12 protein-coding genes are annotated in these 16,223 nt (G+C 56.1%); 1 reads left to right on the forward strand and 11 read right to left on the reverse strand.

Annotated features, from left to right (window positions below; genetic code table 11):
- Positions 1–207: 207 nt before the first annotated feature.
- From QGT73_RS06890 to QGT73_RS06905, 4 genes are all read right to left on the reverse strand, one after another.
- On the reverse strand, positions 208–2,637 hold the full coding sequence (locus tag QGT73_RS06890) for a glycoside hydrolase family 2 TIM barrel-domain containing protein (RefSeq protein WP_280121922.1): 2,430 nt from the start codon (positions 2,635–2,637) through the stop codon (positions 208–210).
- Positions 2,634–3,719 (reverse strand): glycosyl hydrolase 53 family protein, encoded by a 1,086-nt coding sequence (locus tag QGT73_RS06895; RefSeq protein ID WP_280121923.1) that lies wholly within the window; start codon positions 3,717–3,719, stop codon positions 2,634–2,636. The genes QGT73_RS06890 and QGT73_RS06895 overlap by 4 nt, the downstream gene beginning before the upstream one ends.
- 243 nt (positions 3,720–3,962) lie before the next feature.
- Positions 3,963–5,054, reverse strand: coding sequence for a DUF4831 family protein (locus QGT73_RS06900; protein ID WP_280121924.1), 1,092 nt, complete (start codon positions 5,052–5,054; stop codon positions 3,963–3,965).
- Positions 5,055–5,098: 44 nt separating this feature from the next.
- Positions 5,099–6,613 carry an NAD(P)H-hydrate dehydratase gene (locus QGT73_RS06905; protein ID WP_280121925.1) on the reverse strand — a complete coding sequence of 505 codons (1,515 nt, stop codon included), beginning with the start codon at positions 6,611–6,613 and terminating at the stop codon, positions 5,099–5,101.
- 110 nt (positions 6,614–6,723) lie between these two features.
- Here QGT73_RS06905 and QGT73_RS06910 point away from each other — a divergent pair, with 110 nt between their 5' ends.
- Positions 6,724–7,527 carry a glycosyltransferase family 2 protein gene (locus tag QGT73_RS06910; protein WP_280121926.1) on the forward strand — a complete coding sequence of 268 codons (804 nt, stop codon included), beginning with the start codon at positions 6,724–6,726 and terminating at the stop codon, positions 7,525–7,527.
- On the opposite strand, the gene QGT73_RS06915 is transcribed toward QGT73_RS06910, so the two are convergent.
- From QGT73_RS06915 to murI, 7 genes are all read right to left on the reverse strand, one after another.
- A complete protein-coding gene (locus QGT73_RS06915) occupies positions 7,521–8,456 on the reverse strand; it encodes a glycosyltransferase family 2 protein (protein WP_280121927.1) in 936 nt (311 codons plus the stop codon). The two genes, QGT73_RS06910 and QGT73_RS06915, sit on opposite strands and share 7 nt — an antisense overlap.
- A 10-nt stretch (positions 8,457–8,466) precedes the next feature.
- Positions 8,467–9,156 (reverse strand): lipocalin-like domain-containing protein, encoded by a 690-nt coding sequence (locus QGT73_RS06920; protein ID WP_280121928.1) that lies wholly within the window; start codon positions 9,154–9,156, stop codon positions 8,467–8,469.
- Positions 9,157–9,235: 79 nt separating this feature from the next.
- Positions 9,236–10,825: a PCMD domain-containing protein gene (locus QGT73_RS06925; RefSeq protein WP_280121929.1), complete on the reverse strand. Its 1,590-nt coding sequence runs from the start codon at positions 10,823–10,825 to the stop codon at positions 9,236–9,238.
- On the reverse strand, positions 10,812–11,966 hold the full coding sequence (locus QGT73_RS06930; RefSeq protein WP_280121930.1) for a hypothetical protein: 1,155 nt from the start codon (positions 11,964–11,966) through the stop codon (positions 10,812–10,814). The genes QGT73_RS06925 and QGT73_RS06930 overlap by 14 nt, the downstream gene beginning before the upstream one ends.
- Positions 11,967–11,989: 23 nt before the next feature.
- Positions 11,990–12,730, reverse strand: coding sequence for a hypothetical protein (locus tag QGT73_RS06935; RefSeq protein ID WP_280121931.1), 741 nt, complete (start codon positions 12,728–12,730; stop codon positions 11,990–11,992).
- 19 nt (positions 12,731–12,749) lie between these two features.
- Positions 12,750–15,248 carry a DUF4493 domain-containing protein gene (locus tag QGT73_RS06940; protein ID WP_280121932.1) on the reverse strand — a complete coding sequence of 833 codons (2,499 nt, stop codon included), beginning with the start codon at positions 15,246–15,248 and terminating at the stop codon, positions 12,750–12,752.
- A gap of 75 nt (positions 15,249–15,323) precedes the next feature.
- Positions 15,324–16,139: a glutamate racemase gene (gene murI, locus QGT73_RS06945; RefSeq protein ID WP_280121933.1), complete on the reverse strand. Its 816-nt coding sequence runs from the start codon at positions 16,137–16,139 to the stop codon at positions 15,324–15,326.
- Between the last annotated feature and the right edge of the window lie 84 nt (positions 16,140–16,223).

A 16,223-nucleotide genomic window follows, 5' to 3' on the forward strand; every position in this document is an offset into this window, starting at 1 on the left:
CATCAAGCCATATGTCATATGCCTGTTCTGTACGTTCGAAGCGCACCATCTCAAACAGTTCGTCCAGCCCCTGGGGCAAGAACATCCAGAATGCTTCCGATGTTTTCATACCGCAAATTTAACAATTTTCTGAAAATTACATGCACCGGAATTTCGGCTTGAGCCGTTTCTTATGAGACTTGTGTCCTTTTGTATCTCCCCCAACGTCTACTGCACGTCGACAGTGACAGTGGCGGGTTTTACGCCGGGGGCTGTGGCCTTGAATATCAGCGAGCCGGGAGTCTTGCCGCTGCGGGCTATGGCTGTGGCCGCGCCGCTAAACAGTTTCATCTTGGGATTCTGGAAAGGCAGCACGCATGTGGGGTCGCCGTTGGCTGTGGCCTCGAAAGTGCCGGCTCCCGTTACTGAAAATTTTACCATTCTCGAGTCGGTCGGGACTATATTGCCATCCTTATCGGCCACCTGCACGGTGAAATATACCAAGTCGTCGCCATCGGCCGAGAGTGTATGGCGGTTAGGGGTCACCACAAGATGATGAGGCTTGCCGGCCGTGCGTATCACGCGCTCGGCAGCACGGTTGCCATTGGCGTCATAGGCCACAACCCTGACCTCGCCCGGCTCATAGCGGGTGTCCATCCACATGAGGCGATAACGGGTCTGACAGGTGGAATCATTCTTTTCGCGCATGCCTTGGCTCTTGCCGTTGATAAAGAGCTCGGCTTTGGGAAAATTGGTGTAGACAAAGACCGGCGTTACCTTACCCTCGCGTCCGGGCCAGTTCCAGTGGGGAAGAATGTGAAGGGTGGTGTCGCGCTCGTTCCATTTCGAGCGGTAGAGATAGTAACGGTCTTTGGGGAGCGAGGCAAGGTCGATGATGCCGAATACAGAGCTGTGACTTGGCCAGGCATCGGTGTCGTAGGGCGACGGCTCGCCGAGATAGTCAAAGCCTGTCCAGACAAACTGGCCCATCACCCAGTCACGGTCATCGTCCATGGCAAAGTCAATGTCGGGCGTGTTGGACCACGTGCACGACTCGTTGTCATAACTGTTGGACTGGTTGTCGGGGTGCATCACCACGTGATGCTCGCCAAACTCAACGGGGAAATGGTAGACTCCACGCGACGAGACGGTAGATGCGGTTTCGGAGCCGAGGATGAGTTTCTGAGGCAGCTTGGCATAGGCCTTGTCGTAATACTGAGGCTTGTAGTTGAAGCCGGGTATGTCGAGCGCGGCGGCAAAACCGTTGTCGAGCACCGACCGTATCTGGTCCATTCCGCAGGTCACGGGGCGTGTCGGGTCGAGACTGTGCACGAGGTCCTGAAGCATGGTCAGCTCCCCTACCCCACCGGGTCCCCACTGCGAGGGTACCTCGTTGCCTATCGACCACATCACCACCGAGGGCGAATTGCGGTAATGCTCCACCATGTTGGTAATATCCTTCTCAGCCCAGTCGGCAAAGACCGAGCCGTAACCGTTGGGCGACTTGGGTCGGAATCCCCAGTCGTCAAACGGCTCAATCATGAGCATGACGCCCATCTCGTCACACAGCTCCACGAGCTCGGGAGCGGGCATGTTGTGGGATGTGCGTATGGCGTTGACACCCATATTCTTGAGCAGTTCTATCTGATGGCGCAGGGCCGAGCGGTTGACTGCCGCGCCGAGCGGGCCGAGGTCGTGGTGGTTGCACACGCCCTTAAACTTTGTCACCTCGCCATTGAGGAAAAATCCCTTCTCGGGCACATATTCGAGCGAACGTATGCCGAAACGCGTGTCATAGCTGTCCACCTCACGGCCTCCGACACTAAGAGTGGTGCGGGCAGTGTAGAGCGACGGTGAGTCGGGGCTCCACAGCTCGGGATTATTGACGAGAAAATTCTGGGCGAATTTCTGCCCGTGGGCATGATAGGTCGAGACATCCTCGGCCACCTTGCGGCCCTGCAGGTCGAGCACCACAGTGTTTACCTCAACCTTTTCGCCCTTGGCCGCACCGTCAATCTTCATCTCGAGGTTGACCGACGCATAATCGCGGCTCACCTTGGGAGTTGTGACATAGGTGCCCCAAACGGGTATGTGGACCCGGTCGGTATTGACCACATGCACGTTGCGGTAGAGGCCGGCACCGGGATACCAGCGCGAAGCCTTCTCATAGTTTTCCAACGCCACCTCAAGTTCATTGTCGCCCAGCACCACGGCATCGTCGACATTGACATAAAACGAGTTGTAGCCATAGGGCCAGAAAGCCACCTCGCGGCCGTTGACCTTGACGCGGGCGTTGCTCATGGCTCCGTCAAACACGAGAGTCACCGAGCGACCGGCTGTGTCAGGCACCTCAAATGTGGTGCGATACGTGCCCTTGCCTATGAAGGGGAGTCCACCCGTGCGGCCGGTCTTGACCGTCTCCTCGGTCTCGCCGTTCTGCTTCACGGCCACCACCTGCAGGTCGTTGTCGCGCGAGAAAGGTCCGTAGATGGCCCAGTCGTGGGGCACTCGCACACTCTGCCACTCCCTGGCCTCGTCGGGCGCGCCTTTGGCAAACCGCCAGCCGTCATTGAGAGTGTCGACATTGCGCTGCGCCATGACCGTCAGTCCTAACGAACCGAGCAGCGCGGCTGAAAATATTTTTACAGTTGTATTCATTGTTCCTTATCAGATATTTTAGAGATACTTTTAAACGCATCGAGGGCACGTGTGGGGCGGCCGTTGTCAAAACACCCCTTGTCATACCCGCCGTTATATCCGGCCGGAGCCTCGGGTTCCCAATAGAAGACGCCTTCGACTATGCCCTTGTCACGGCCGTTGTCGCAAAGATACGTCAGCAGGTCACACGCCATGTCGGGCTCGTCATAGGGCATGCCGACCTCACATATCATCACAGGTTTGCCGTAACGCGCGGTGAGAGCGCGGGCATTGTCAAGACAGGCGGAGGCATATCTCATCCAGTCACCGGCCGGCCACGGATATAGCGACATGCCTATCATGTCATATCGGGCATCATTGGCCTTGAGAATGTCAAAAAGCCACGTAAACCGCTCTTGGTTATGACCGTTGTCCACATGCACTATGACCGCGGCCTCGGGAAACACCGATTTCACGGCGTCATATCCGGCAGTGACGAGCGAGGCGAAATTTTCGGGATGCTCCGAAGCTTTGCCGAGCGGAAAGAGCATGCCATCGGGAGTCTCGTTGCCTATCTGCACCCACTTGGGAGCGATACCCTCGGCCTTGAGACGGCCGAGCAGATCGGTGACATGCATTGCGACAGCCTCTCTGAGACCGTCGATGCCGAGCGACACCCATTGGGCCGGCACGTCCTGCAGACCGGGATCGGCCCATGTGTCACGGAAATGGAAGTCAATCATCAGGTCGAGACCGAGGTCGCGGGCCCGGCGGGCCTTGAGCAACACATCATCGGTGCCGTTCCAGCCGTCAGCCGGGTCGAGCCATACGCGCAGACGTATCGCCCCGACACCACAGTCGTCACGGAGCAGACGCATACACTCCTTCTCTTCGCCCGAACGGGTATAGAACTTACGGCCCTCCTTTTCGAGTTGCGTGAGCCAGCTTACATCTGCACCAGTCACAAACCGCCGCTCCGTCTCGCTCGTCGGTGGCTCGGGCGACAATTGTGTCACCTCATCTCCACCACACGACGCCAGCAGGCTCAGGCCGCAACAACACATGGCCGTCAACCCCAACAGGATTCGTTTGGATATATTCATCAGGATTGTTTGCGTAATGATAAAAGGATATAATCTCACGATTGGATTGCCGCAGCCGGCTCCACGTGACCGACTGCTATACAAAGATAGCAATTAACAACAAAAAAATCAAGCCTCGGCCAGACGCAGAGACTTGATTTATACAATTATAACATTTTGCGAGCTGATTGCAGTCAACGTCAGCGGTCCAGAATCGCCGAATTTTCGTTTTCCATCAATTAGCAGTTTTACAATGCTCCCGGATTATTCGCTGATGGTGCCGAGCTCGCGGATTGAGCCGGTGAGAGGATTGAAGCGGAGATAGGCGGGTGATTTCTTGGAAGTGAAGAGCGCGGGGTCGAGACCGAACACCACGCCATACTGCGCTACCTCATAGGTGCCGTCGGCAAGCGTCTCGCCGTCATATGTCACGTCGACGCGGGCTGTGCCGGGGATACGATAGGCCACGCCGCCTTTGGGGAAGGTCTTGGCGATACCTTTTTCATTCAGAGGCAGCTCGCCGCGTGTCTGCGGGGTGACGGTCACATATATCGGCGCGCCCGAAAGATCGTCGGCCGACACGAGTCCGTCGACAGCCGACAGTCGCGCCACCACCGTACGCTCCGGCGCACCGTCGACAGGCACCTCGAAACGATAGGTACGTACCTCGACCGAAGTCTGAACGGTGCCGATAAACATGGCGGTCAAAGCCTCTTCCTGAGCCGCTATCTGCTCGAGTGCCAGCTTCATGGCCGCGCCGTCAGATGGCATCGCATCGGCCTGGCCGGAGATAATCTCATTGCGGTTGGTGCGGAGCTCATATATCTTGGCAGCAGCAAGCTCGGCGCGCTTGGCCGACGATTTGCTCTGAATCATCTCGGGCGTCACGGCCTGACGGGCCACGGGCCGCTCAAGTATGGTGGGCTGAGCCTCTACGGCCTGAGGTCTGTCAATCGGTTCAATCGAGCCGTCGGAGCTGTCATCGTTGACTGCTATGGGATAATTAGAGTCATTGACAGTGATAAACACTCCGTTGCCTCCCTTGAGCGTGACGAGATAACGCTCGTTGACATCAGGATAGGCGGTCTGCTCGATTACGGCGTCGGTGATGCGCCACGACACGGAGGGAGCGAGTATGGGATCGGTGTTGAGATACTTCTTGGCATACTGATAAAATTCGCCCGGAGTCCTGACGGTCTTCTCGGCTGCGATTGTCACCTCAAACGAGGTGAGCGGCAGCGTGTAGATCAATCCGTACTCGTTGGCCTTGGAGGCGGTGAGTTTGCTGGTGGTCTGGGCCGAAGTGCCGGCGACAGCGCATGCACCGAGCATAAGGGCTATTATCTGACTTTTCATGATGGTCTATATATACTCTAAACTTTCAACTCTAAACGTTTCCTTCACTCCATGATAGCCTTGACGGCACGTCCGACGCATGAGGCTATGTCCATGGCTGTGGTGCCATATTCGCCCTGGGTCTCGGCAGCCATCTCGCCGGCCAGTCCGTGGATATACACACCGGCCACCGATGCCGTCTCGGGCTTGTAACCCTGTGCCAGAAGCGAGGTAATGATGCCCGTCAGCACGTCGCCGCTACCGGCTGTGGCCATGGCTGGAGTGCCCGACGAGTTGAAAAACACTTTGCCGTCGGGACGCACTATGGCAGTGTAGCGGCCCTTGAGCACAATCAGCAGTTTATAGCGGTGTGACACCTCGACGGCTTTGAGCAGACGTCCCTCATCGGAGGTCTGGGTGCCGAAGATGCGGTCAAACTCTCCGGCATGAGGAGTGAGTATCGAGCCGGGGGCTATATGGTCGAGAATTGTCTGATTTTTGGCAATGGCGTTAAGGGCATCGGCATCGATGACGAGCGGACGCTTATAGCTCTTGACGAGTGTCTCGAAGGCTCCGCGGGTGGCGTCGTTGGTACCTATGCCCGGGCCTACGCCTATGGCCGAACAGTTGAAGCGGGCCGACATGTCGGAGATGACATTTTCGTGACGGTCGGCCGAGAAAAGGGCTTCGGGCACCTGGCTCTGAATCACCGGGAAGGCGGCACGGGCACTGTGGACGGTCAGTTTGCCCACTCCACTGCGCAGCGCGCCACGGGCTGCCATAACGGCCGCGCCTGCCATGCCGTAACATCCGGCAAAGAGCAGCGCGTGGCCATAATCGGACTTGGACGAAAAGGGTTTGCGCGGCTTTAGCACAGCGCGCACCTCGTCACGCTCCACGTAGAAATACTTTGTCGGGGTCTCCATGATGGCGCGGTTGCTCAGACCTATGTCGATAACCTTCCATTTGCCCACAAGCTCGGCGTTGTCACCGAGGAAAAACGACAGACGCGGAAACTGAATGGCCATCGTGAGAGTGGCGTGAACCACATTGCGGCCTATTACGCGGGCATTCCATTCGCCAAACATGCCCGAGGGGACGTCGATGGATATGACCGTGGCACCCGACTCGCTGATGTTGCGGGCCAGCATCATGAATCCGCCCTCGAGCGGGTCGCGCAGACCCGAGCCGAAAAGACCGTCGATAACGAGATGGTCGGGTGTGAGCGAGGGGAGTTCGGCACGGTCGATAATCTCCATCAGTCCGTTATAGCCTGTGGCGAGAAGCTCGCGTTTGGCCATATCGCAGTCGCGCGAGAGCGAGTTGCCTTTGAAGTTAAACAGCAATATGCGCGGATAGAATCCCGCTTCAAGCAGGAGGCGTCCCACCACGAGGGCATCGGCACCGTTGTTGCCCGAGCCGGCGAATATCACTACCGGGGTCGACGGGCTCCAGCGGCCTATAATCTCGCCGGCCACCCCTTCGGCGACACGGCGTATCAGTTCCTGAGAGCTTACGCCCTCTTCCTCGATGGTGATGCGGTCAATCTTGCGTATATTTTCCGTATTAAAAATCTTCATAGATAGGCTGTTTTTACCGGGGGCATTTTCCCCCACGCAAAAATACAAAACAATTCCGACTCACACGTCAAATCGCAATAAAATTGTATCAAAAAACGTTGTAAAAACGCATGGTAAGCGTTTCAATCGTCACATATCACACTCCGCTCAGCGAACTCGACACATGCCTCAGGTCACTTGACTGCCGCGAGGTGGCGCGCATCTATGTCATAGACAACAGCCGCGACCGGCTCATCGAAGAGTGGGCCGTATCTCACCCGGCCATTATCTACATAGCCAACGACAACACGGGCTACGGGGCCGGCCACAATATAGCTCTGCGTCGCGAGCTCGACCGAGACGACTGTGAGTTTCATCTGGTGATGAACAGTGACCTGGAGTTTGAGCCGCAGGCCATATCCGACATACACCGTTATATGCTCGCCCACCCCGACGCGGGCACTCTTCAGCCCCGCATGACAGACTCGGACGGGACGAAGCAATACACATGCCGGCGTCTTCCCTCACCCGCCGACGTGTTCATAAGGAGATTTCTCCCCAAGCGGTTTTTCAAGGCCATGCGCGAGAAGTATCTGCTGAAACATCTTGACGACACCATGACCTGGGACATCCCCTATCATCAGGGGAGCTTCATGTTTCTGCGCAAGGATGCTCTGAGGGCTGCGGGACTGTTTGACGAGCGTTTCTTCATGTATCCCGAGGACATCGACCTTACGCGCCGCATCCACCGCCACTACCGCACACTCTACTGGCCGGGAGTCACCATTACACACCACCATCGGGCGGCGTCATATCACTCACCGCGCATGCTGTGGATACATGTCACCAATATGATACGCTATTTCAACAAGTGGGGATGGCTGCGCGATGAGGAACGAAGACGGATGAATGATGCGATAAGCCGCTATCAGTAGACCATCCCGGCAAGGCGGCCGAAAACTCTCCGGCCCATATAGCTGACCAGTATGCCCAACTTGTTTTTAAGACGCACGCGCGGATTGAAGAGACTGTCGCGGCGATAGTCCTTTATGAGCGTCCAGCATCGGCAGCCTACGTCGCTGTAACGCCCGTCGCGGTCATGCACGGCAAGCAGTCCATAGATATTGAAACAGGCACTCAGCCTGCGGTCGCGCGCCGCACGCTGCAACTCCTCATCCCCCTCGAGCAACTCCTCGACCCGGGCCGTGACACGCAACACGTCAAGACGACGCGGGGAGAATGTGTTGATGAAACTTGACGGATTGTCGCGGTAATAGTACACGACATCGCCAATCACCGCCACCCGTGCCGACCGGCGCAGTGTCTCGACGCAATAGAGCAAATCTTCGTAATAGAGCCCGTCGGGAAACGCTATGCCGTCCGCCACCCTGCGACTGAACAGTTTGGCACATGCCGATGTCGAGACTCCACGCTGATACAGGCCTCGCTCCAGAGCTGTCAGCCCCGAGATTATCTCAACGCTGCCGTCAGTCACGACCGCGGAATCCCTGTCACGGCTCAAACCGGCCACAACGATGTCGACATTCTCAGTTGCCGCAGCCATAAGTCTGGCAAGAGCGTCGGGATAGAGAGTATCGTCGCTGTCAAGATATGTGAACCATTGGCCGCGGGCTTCGGCTATGCCTGTATTTCGGGCCGACGACAGGCCGCCGTTGGGGGTGGAGATAAGACGAAAACGGCTGTCACGGGCCGTGAAACATAAGCCTATCTCACAGGTCGAGTCGGTAGAGCCGTCATCGACAATTATAGCCTCCCAGTCGGAAAAAGACTGCGCAAGCACACTCTCCAGACACTCCCAGAGATAGGCTTGCGCATTATAGGCCGGTATTATGACCGAAATCATTGTCTATACGTCATTTGGACCTCTTGAGATCAAAACCTGCGGTCATGCCGTCATACTGCTCGAGCAGAGCCGAGGCACCCTTGAGTGTGGAGCTGCCTGACAGGGCACTGACGCGCTGCATGATGGTCATGAGCTTGGAGACGTCAAATGTCAGTTCCATATTGTTGCCGGTGAGCTGTATGAAAGCCTCCATGGAGCCGATGTTGACTTTCTGGAAGGCCTGGAAATGGAATACATATGTGCCGGCATCGTCATTGCGGTCGATTGTGCCGTTAAGTGTGGCGCGGTTGGCCTTGAAAGTGAATGTCGAGTCGTTATTGATGGTAATAACCAGTTTGGTGAGACCGACTTTGCTGTAATAAGGCTCGAGTTTCTTCTCGACAGTAGTAGCCGCAGCCGCGCCGCCCGCCTTGAGGAGCAGATTGTCGCTCTTGAAACTTACGGCCGGACCCGCATAGGCCCATGTGCCGGCCAACTGCTCGATACCGGCCTTGGAGTTGCCGAGGCCGAGTGCGCCGGCCACTCCTGAAAGGATGTCTCCGATGCCGCCGCTCTTCTGTGTGGACGTGTTTTCTGTAGATGTCGACTGTCCCTGGCCGCCGAGGCCTTTGAGGAGGTCGGAAAGTGACTGGGCCGAAGCCGAGGCCGAGGAGAATAGCATCACGACAGCAATAGCAAGTGTGGAGAATAAGTGTTTCATATAAGTCATTAAATTGTTTTAATCAGTAAATTGGACCCTGACGGGGCAAAATGGTTTAGAGAGCGTTTAATAACAAATGTTAATAATCAAAATGCAGCTCGAAATCGTCAATCATCAGCATCGAGCCGTTGCCACCGGTGAAATAGTCGCCCAGCCATGAGGCGGAAGCGGTGCATAGAATGTATTTCGGCACCCGCGAGGTCGAAGTGTATTCCAGCGTCAGTTCAAAGCGCGACCACTCCGTCACGTCAGAGTCCCACTCCACCTTGCCATAGGCCACGACATAGGGCCCTTCGGGGTCGAAAAGCTGACGGTTGGCGGGATTGGTGCGTATCTCGAAGGGCTCGTCGGTGTCAATGAGTGCAATCCACACGATGCCTTTGTCGGGGGTGCCTTTGAGATTGTCAAGGCCTGTGCCTGCTCCGATATTGGAGATGGGGGCGGAATGATATTTAAACCATCCTGTCAGACGCGTGGGTCGCAGCTCCCACGGATGACCGAACGAGAGAACACCGTTGGTGCCGTCGGTGCGGACATACCGGCCCGCAAAGATGTTGCCGGCGGCAAGTTTGCCTATGATGCCTACTCCCACAAACTTGGTCTCGAGACATGCCGAGCGGCCTTTGCCCGATGGAGTGTCGTCGGAGGGATAAGTGTTGCTCGGGCCGAGAGTAGTGGCACCCTTGTTGCCGGTGTCCCAATACTGAAGCCCGCCCTCCGGCCATGGATTCCAGACCTTGCCGTCGAGCCGCCAGTTCTCGAAGTCACTGTTGGGCAGTTGGGCCGTGCCCTGTGTGGTAAACTCAATCTCCGCACCATAGTCGCTGCCGCTGTAGGCTCTGGCCACATAAGCGGTGAGCGGAGAAAGCCCCGTGAGGCGGCCGGTGAAGGCTCCGCCGTCAAATGTTATCTGCGACTTCTCCATACGTGTCCACGTATCGGTGTCCTTGCGGCGATATTCAAAACCGTTGTCCTTGCCCTCCTCGGCCGAGCCGTAGAGCCATGCCACACAAGTCCAGGCGTCGACGCGCTCGGTGGTGACAGTCTCCTCGGTAGGTATCACGTAGACGGTCCAGTCGAGCGTGCGGCCATGCTCGGTGACATCGACCGTGAGAGGCTTGGTGAAATCCACGCGACGGCCCGCTATGTCGGGCGACATCACGGCTTCAGGACCTCCGAGTTTGACCGATGTGACGAGCAGGCTTGCTATCGGAGCCGACTGCGACACATAGACCACGACGCGACGTCCGGGCACATCGATTACCGAGGCTCCTACCTGCTGCTCGACGGTGAAGTATCGCTCTATATTCTGCACGGCCGAAATGGTCCATACATAATCCTGATAGAGCGACAACACCGTGGTGAGCGGAGCCGACATGTCGATGCCGTTGAGATAGGCGGCCGAGTCGGCCCACACGCCGTTGGCGGGATTGAGACTGAATCCGTTGACCACCACGTTGTTTATGTCGGCCTCTTCGGAAAGATACACCGTGACGGTGCGTCGTATGGAGTCAATCACCGCGTCGCGCTGTGACGACTCCACTTCAAACGAGGTGAAGTTGACCTTGATATGAGGATACGGGATATTGTTTTTGATACATCCCGTCATGGCCATCACCGCTATGAGCATGGCCGATATATGCAGAGATATGTATTTAAATCGTGACACCTAAGCCAAAATTGATGTTGAACAGATTGAAACGGAAGTTGGCTCCCGACGATGTGCGGGTGCCCTCGTCTTCACCATTGGTATACTGCTTGTCGTGAGTCACGTGGAGTCCGAACACTCCAAACGAGACATTAAAACAGGCATTGTCCATGATAAACATGGTCACGCCGGGTGAGAAATTCAGACTCCACTTGGAGGTGAGCGTCTTGGTGTCGCGCATCTCGCCGTCATAGCTGCGCTTGAAGCGCGACGAGCCGCTGCCGAACGCAAGGTCTATCTCATTGAATATGGCGAAACGTTTCTCCGTGCCCAGACCGACATAATTGCGGTAAAACACCGATGCCGTATAGCTCTGAGAATAATAGCTTATGTCGCTGAGCGTAAAACTCATGTCATCGTCAATGTCGACCGAGAGACCGCCGAGGTCGGCTATGCCTCGCGAGTAGCTGAACTTCAGACCCATCGACTGGTTGCTGCGGAAAAAGTAGCTCACCGTGGGCTGTATGGAATAGAGCTTGCCCTTGAAGCTGAAATCCTTGATGAGCGACAATATCTGCACGTCGTCAGAGTTAAATTCGCCGTAAGAGGCTGTCAGTCCAAACATCCACTGGCCCTGCGGGATAAACAGGAAGTTGAAGAGTCCGCGGTCATAGCGTCCGTAATTGGGGGTCGGGAGTATGATGGGCACAGTGTCGGTCCCGACCACCACTCGCTCGTCGAGCAGACGTGGATCAACGGTGGCAAGCACTATCTTGCCATGCTCGTTGACAGGACGACCGCGCACCGAGTCGCGATAGACTATCACGGGCGACGCGAGCGTGTCGGCTTGCGCCGGAGTCACTTTGGCGGCCGGTGTATCGGGAACAATTACCTGCACTCCCGCCGACTGACTGCTGTCGGCCGGCACGGAGAGTTGGCCTGACTGTTGCTTACTGACAGTCACAGGACGGCCTCCGCGATACACACGGGTGACGATAGTGGTCACTACCGAGTCGACATCGGCCGGAAGTTCGGAGGTGGTGACACTTGAAGTGGTGACAGTCGACACCGGGACGTCGGGTGTCGCAGTCTGACCGCTGAGCGGAGCTATCCCCGCAAGCGACATAATGAATAGAGCGATGAGGGTTGAAAGTCGGGTCATTGCTTATGGTCTATACGGGGTGATTAGAGATAAAACGCCACTCCGAAGGAGATGGAGAAAAGGTTGATCTTAAAGTTGGCATGCTTTCTCGCATACTCCGCCACATATATCTGGTCGGTTGTGGCCCGGGTCTTGTCGTAGCAGAATCCGAGCACGCCCACACTGACCTCTATGGCCGAGTAGTTGTTGAGAAACATTATCAGGCCCGGAGTGAGTCCGACGTCAAGCGAGAAGTTACGCGAATAAGTGCCGGTGAGGTCTTCACCCTCGCCGTTGACTATCTTTGACTGTCCGCCTCCTATCTGGAGCTGCACTTCGTTGAAAAAGCCGAAGCGCATCGAGCGGCCGAGTGATATGTAGTTGCGAAACGAGGCCGTGCCGTAATAATTGTGAGACAGCGAGTAGAGTGTGCCGGGCTCGTAGGATGTCTCGGAGTCGATGACCAGGTCGGCACTGTTGAGACGCGCGCGGGAGCGAGAGTAGGCAAAGCGTCCGCCTGCCGCAAGGTTGTCCTTGAAACAATACATCAGCATCGGGCTTACCTTGAAGCTGTAGGTGTCGCCGCCGAGATTCTCTATGATGAGAAACTTGTAGTTGTCATAATCGCTTTGGGTATAGCTGACGTTCACACCCGTAATCCATTGCCCCTCGGGTATGAACGAAATCTGTTCAAGCCCTCGGTTGAAAGCCGCCTGAGCTCCGGCACGCGGAGCGGCAAGCATGGCCAGAAGTATGGGGAGTATGTATAGTAACCTTTTTGACATGGTGGAATGATTGGTTTTATCAGTATGCAAGCGTAATGTTGTCGATCCAGAGCTTACTGCCTACGGATGTGGCCGACATCGGATTGGAGACAGTACGGACGCGAGCGGTCTCCTCCTCGATGGTGCCGGCGTGGGCCGATGAGGAAAACATCACTTTGATGCGCGTGGCCTTGACTCCGAATTTCTCATAGTTGAGCGGCACGCTGAACGCCGTGTAGCTCATGGCCAACGTGAGTCGCTGTGAGCCTGAGGCTATCACGGTCTCACCGTCCTCTCCGGCACCGAGCACCTCGACAGTGACAAGGCCGCAGTCCGAACGGTCGGTCTCCACGGGATAATAGCAATAATATCCGTTGAGCGAAGCGGGACGCGAGTTCCATTCCAGGCCCTCGACATATGACTCCTGCACGGTGGCCGGATCAAAAGTATATCGGCCGAGAAATAGTTTTCCGGCGGCGCGATAGGCTATGTCGGGCACTATGGGGGAATAATCGAGATAAGGGGTGCCGGTCTGGGTATAGTCGGGTATCGACTTGCCGTGCGGGTCAAAAGCCACGCTCGTAAGCTCGACCGCAAAACTCTGGCTGAATACATTCAGGCGCGTAAGAGCCACGGAGGGCTGCATATACCATGTGTTGTGATTGTCAGACGACATGGCAAATGTCTTGGCATTGGTATTGGCCCAATGCTTGGGCACCTCCTGGTCAAAGGTGGTGAAATGCTGCCAGTTGAATATCTCCACTACAGTCTGGGAATATCGTCCGCCCGAAGGGAGCTTTTTGTATTTCGCACCCTCGGCCCGGTCCTCAAAGTCGGCGTTGGGCAACTGGGGCGTGCCCTCGGTGACCACAGTCACAGCCTGGGAAAACTCGGGATTGTCCACGCCCGACATCAGTGTGGCCTTGAACTCGTAGGCCGTCGAAGGAGCAAGCCCTATGACCGAAAGAATACCGCTATCGGGGACGGAATGATATATCGGGGCCTCGCTGCCGTTGATGTATATACGGGCCTTGGAGGTGATGGTCTCCAGAAGCGATTCGTCGGGCGAGACTATCCTCACCGCGGCCATTGTGGCAAACGGGTCGACCTCGATGCTGAACGGTGGCATGGTACGATAAAGAGTGAATGTAGAGCGTATCTCGTCGCAATACAGGATGCGCGCGCTCACCGGCTCACTTCCTTCGCTCACTCCAAACGAGAGTGAATAGAGCCCGCCCTCAAGCGGTTCGATGGCGAGCGGTTCTATCTTTGTCCAGTCACCATCGGCCGATAGAGTCTCTATCTCCACATGGTCCATGAATCCCGACTCGTCACATCTCACTTCGATATGGGCTATGTCGATACACATGGTGACGGGATAGGTCTTCACGACCTCGATGTCGACAGGCGATGTGCGCACAAACAACGACACGGGCTGCGAGCTGCGTCCGTCGGACGAGGTGGCCATGACCGAAAACGATGACATGGCCGACGTTTCGTCGAGATACACAAGATTGCCCAGCAGACCGTCAAACCGTATCACTCCGCCGGTGGCTGTGAGGCTGTAGGTGAGTCCGAGCTCACGGAGCACATCGGCCTGAGCGGGTGTGAGGTGCAGGAGGTCGGTCTCGTAAGGCATGCCTTGCTCGTAAAGCGAACGCGAGAGCACGGACAGCATGAGAGTTGACAGCGGCGTGGCCGACTCTATCTCTATGCTGTAGGGTTGAGAGGGGGTGTTGCCCTCGGGCAGATAAAGCACTTCGCCCTCGGTCCATGACTGACGCATCAGAGGGGCTTCGGCATTGATAAATCGCTCTGACATGAGGGTGGAGTGAGAGCCGGCGGGAGTCTCGACCGTAATCTCCGGTCCCAGGGGTGTGGCGTCACAGTCGACGGTAATGTCGTAGAGTGTGGCCTCGCGTGTGTCAAGTCCCGTATAGGCGGCAAATGTGACGCTACGTCCGTCAGTGAGCGTTATGTCGAGAATGATTTCGGTAAGTCCGGGGTTGAGACACAGCATGCGAGTCTCATCGGACGGATAGGCGTGATATAGTCCGCCGGGAGTGTGCAATGATGCCGTGACCGACTCAAACTCCGAGAGGAGGGTCTCGGTATAGGCCACCCTGACAAGGGCGTTGGCAAGCGAGAGCTTCAACACGGCATCGGTGTGCAGGCCTTCGTCGACCTGCACGTCAACTTTTCCCGAGAAAGCCGGACGGTCAAAGCCCTCGTGAATAGGATTGCCGCTGCCGGCCTGAAGCATGTAGAGTCCGGCTATGTAAAACTGTCCTTGCTGAAACTGCGAAGCGTCTTCCCACCTATGGGAATACTCTCCGTCATGTGAAGTCATAGTAAGCGACACAGAGCCTGTGGCCGGCTCATAACCTGTGGCTATAACGCTTCCTTCTCTACCGGCCATGCCGACGGTGTCATCAGCATCGATTGTCACTGACAGAAGCCCGGCACTCAGCGTGCCAAGCCTTGCGTTTTCAGACGTACATGCTCCCACCCCGCACATGAGCAGGATTATAAAGAACATTTTTGTGATGAATCGTAACATAACGGACGGCCGGATAGGGGGAGAATGGAAAATAGGGAGACTATTGTCAACCTCTTATAATTCGATACGGGACGCCGAGACGGGTTCTTCCATGAAGATAGCAGCCATGTCGGTAAACTTGTCGGGATGCTCGGTGGTAAAATATGTCACAGAGCCGCTTTTGGCACAGCGGGCATCCATCTCGGGATGACGCTTCATGTAGTCGGCCAGACTTGCAGCCACAAGCGCGCCCTGGGTTATGACCTTGGCTCGACGACCCACCTGTGCCTCGATTTTTTTGAGCAGGAGGGGATAGTGGGTGCATCCGAGCACCACAGTATCGGTATCGGGCTCCTCGGCAAAGAGTTCCTCGACATATTTCTTCACGAAATAGTCGGCTCCGGGCGAGTCATATTCCTTATTCTCCACCAGAGGGACCCACATGGGGCATGCCACCGATACGGTGCGGAAGGAAGGGAAAAATTTGGCAATCTCTATGTCATACGTTCCCGACGAGATGGTACCCGGGGTGCCGAGTACACCGATATTACCGTTTTTGGTGACATTGCCGAGAGCTTCGACTGTGGGGATAATCACGCCGAGCACACGTTTGGCTGGGTCGATGGCGGGTAGGTCTTTCTGCTGGATGGAGCGCAGGGCCTTGGCCGAGGCGGTGTTACATGCCAGTATCACGAGCTCGCATCCGCGGGCAAAAAGCTCTTTGACAGCCTGGAGCGTAAATTCGTACACCACATCAAACGACCGCGTGCCGTAAGGGGCGCGCGCGTTGTCGCCGAGATATATGTAATCATACTGCGGGAGTGCCTTACGTATCTCCTTGAGGATGGTAAGGCCTCCATAACCTGAGTCAAAAACTCCGATAGGTCCCATAAGTCTGTAGTCTTTTAATTGATTGTCCTTAAGAGTGTATTTAATAACTGTTACACCCTCTAATTCATCAGGCATCTCCGCCAT

Origin of the sequence: Duncaniella muricolitica (genome assembly GCF_910574735.1) — a bacterium.
GTDB classification, from domain to species: domain Bacteria; phylum Bacteroidota; class Bacteroidia; order Bacteroidales; family Muribaculaceae; genus Duncaniella; species Duncaniella muricolitica.

Bases quoted from the DNA above. Each gene is read 5' to 3' on its own strand.
- QGT73_RS06915 (WP_280121927.1), bottom strand. From the start codon at position 8,456: ATGATTTCGGTCATAATACCGGCCTATAATGCGCAAGCCTATCTCTGG.
- QGT73_RS06905 (WP_280121925.1), bottom strand. From the start codon at position 6,613: ATGAAGATTTTTAATACGGAAAATATACGCAAGATTGACCGCATCACC.
- QGT73_RS06900 (WP_280121924.1), bottom strand. From the start codon at position 5,054: ATGAAAAGTCAGATAATAGCCCTTATGCTCGGTGCATGCGCTGTCGCC.
- murI (WP_280121933.1), bottom strand. From the start codon at position 16,139: ATGGGACCTATCGGAGTTTTTGACTCAGGTTATGGAGGCCTTACCATC.
- QGT73_RS06920 (WP_280121928.1), bottom strand. From the start codon at position 9,156: ATGAAACACTTATTCTCCACACTTGCTATTGCTGTCGTGATGCTATTC.
- QGT73_RS06895 (WP_280121923.1), bottom strand. From the start codon at position 3,719: ATGAATATATCCAAACGAATCCTGTTGGGGTTGACGGCCATGTGTTGT.
- QGT73_RS06935 (WP_280121931.1), bottom strand. From the start codon at position 12,730: ATGTCAAAAAGGTTACTATACATACTCCCCATACTTCTGGCCATGCTT.
- QGT73_RS06930 (WP_280121930.1), bottom strand. From the start codon at position 11,966: ATGACCCGACTTTCAACCCTCATCGCTCTATTCATTATGTCGCTTGCG.
- QGT73_RS06910 (WP_280121926.1), top strand. From the start codon at position 6,724: ATGGTAAGCGTTTCAATCGTCACATATCACACTCCGCTCAGCGAACTC.
- QGT73_RS06940 (WP_280121932.1), bottom strand. From the start codon at position 15,248: ATGTTCTTTATAATCCTGCTCATGTGCGGGGTGGGAGCATGTACGTCT.
- QGT73_RS06890 (WP_280121922.1), bottom strand. From the start codon at position 2,637: ATGAATACAACTGTAAAAATATTTTCAGCCGCGCTGCTCGGTTCGTTA.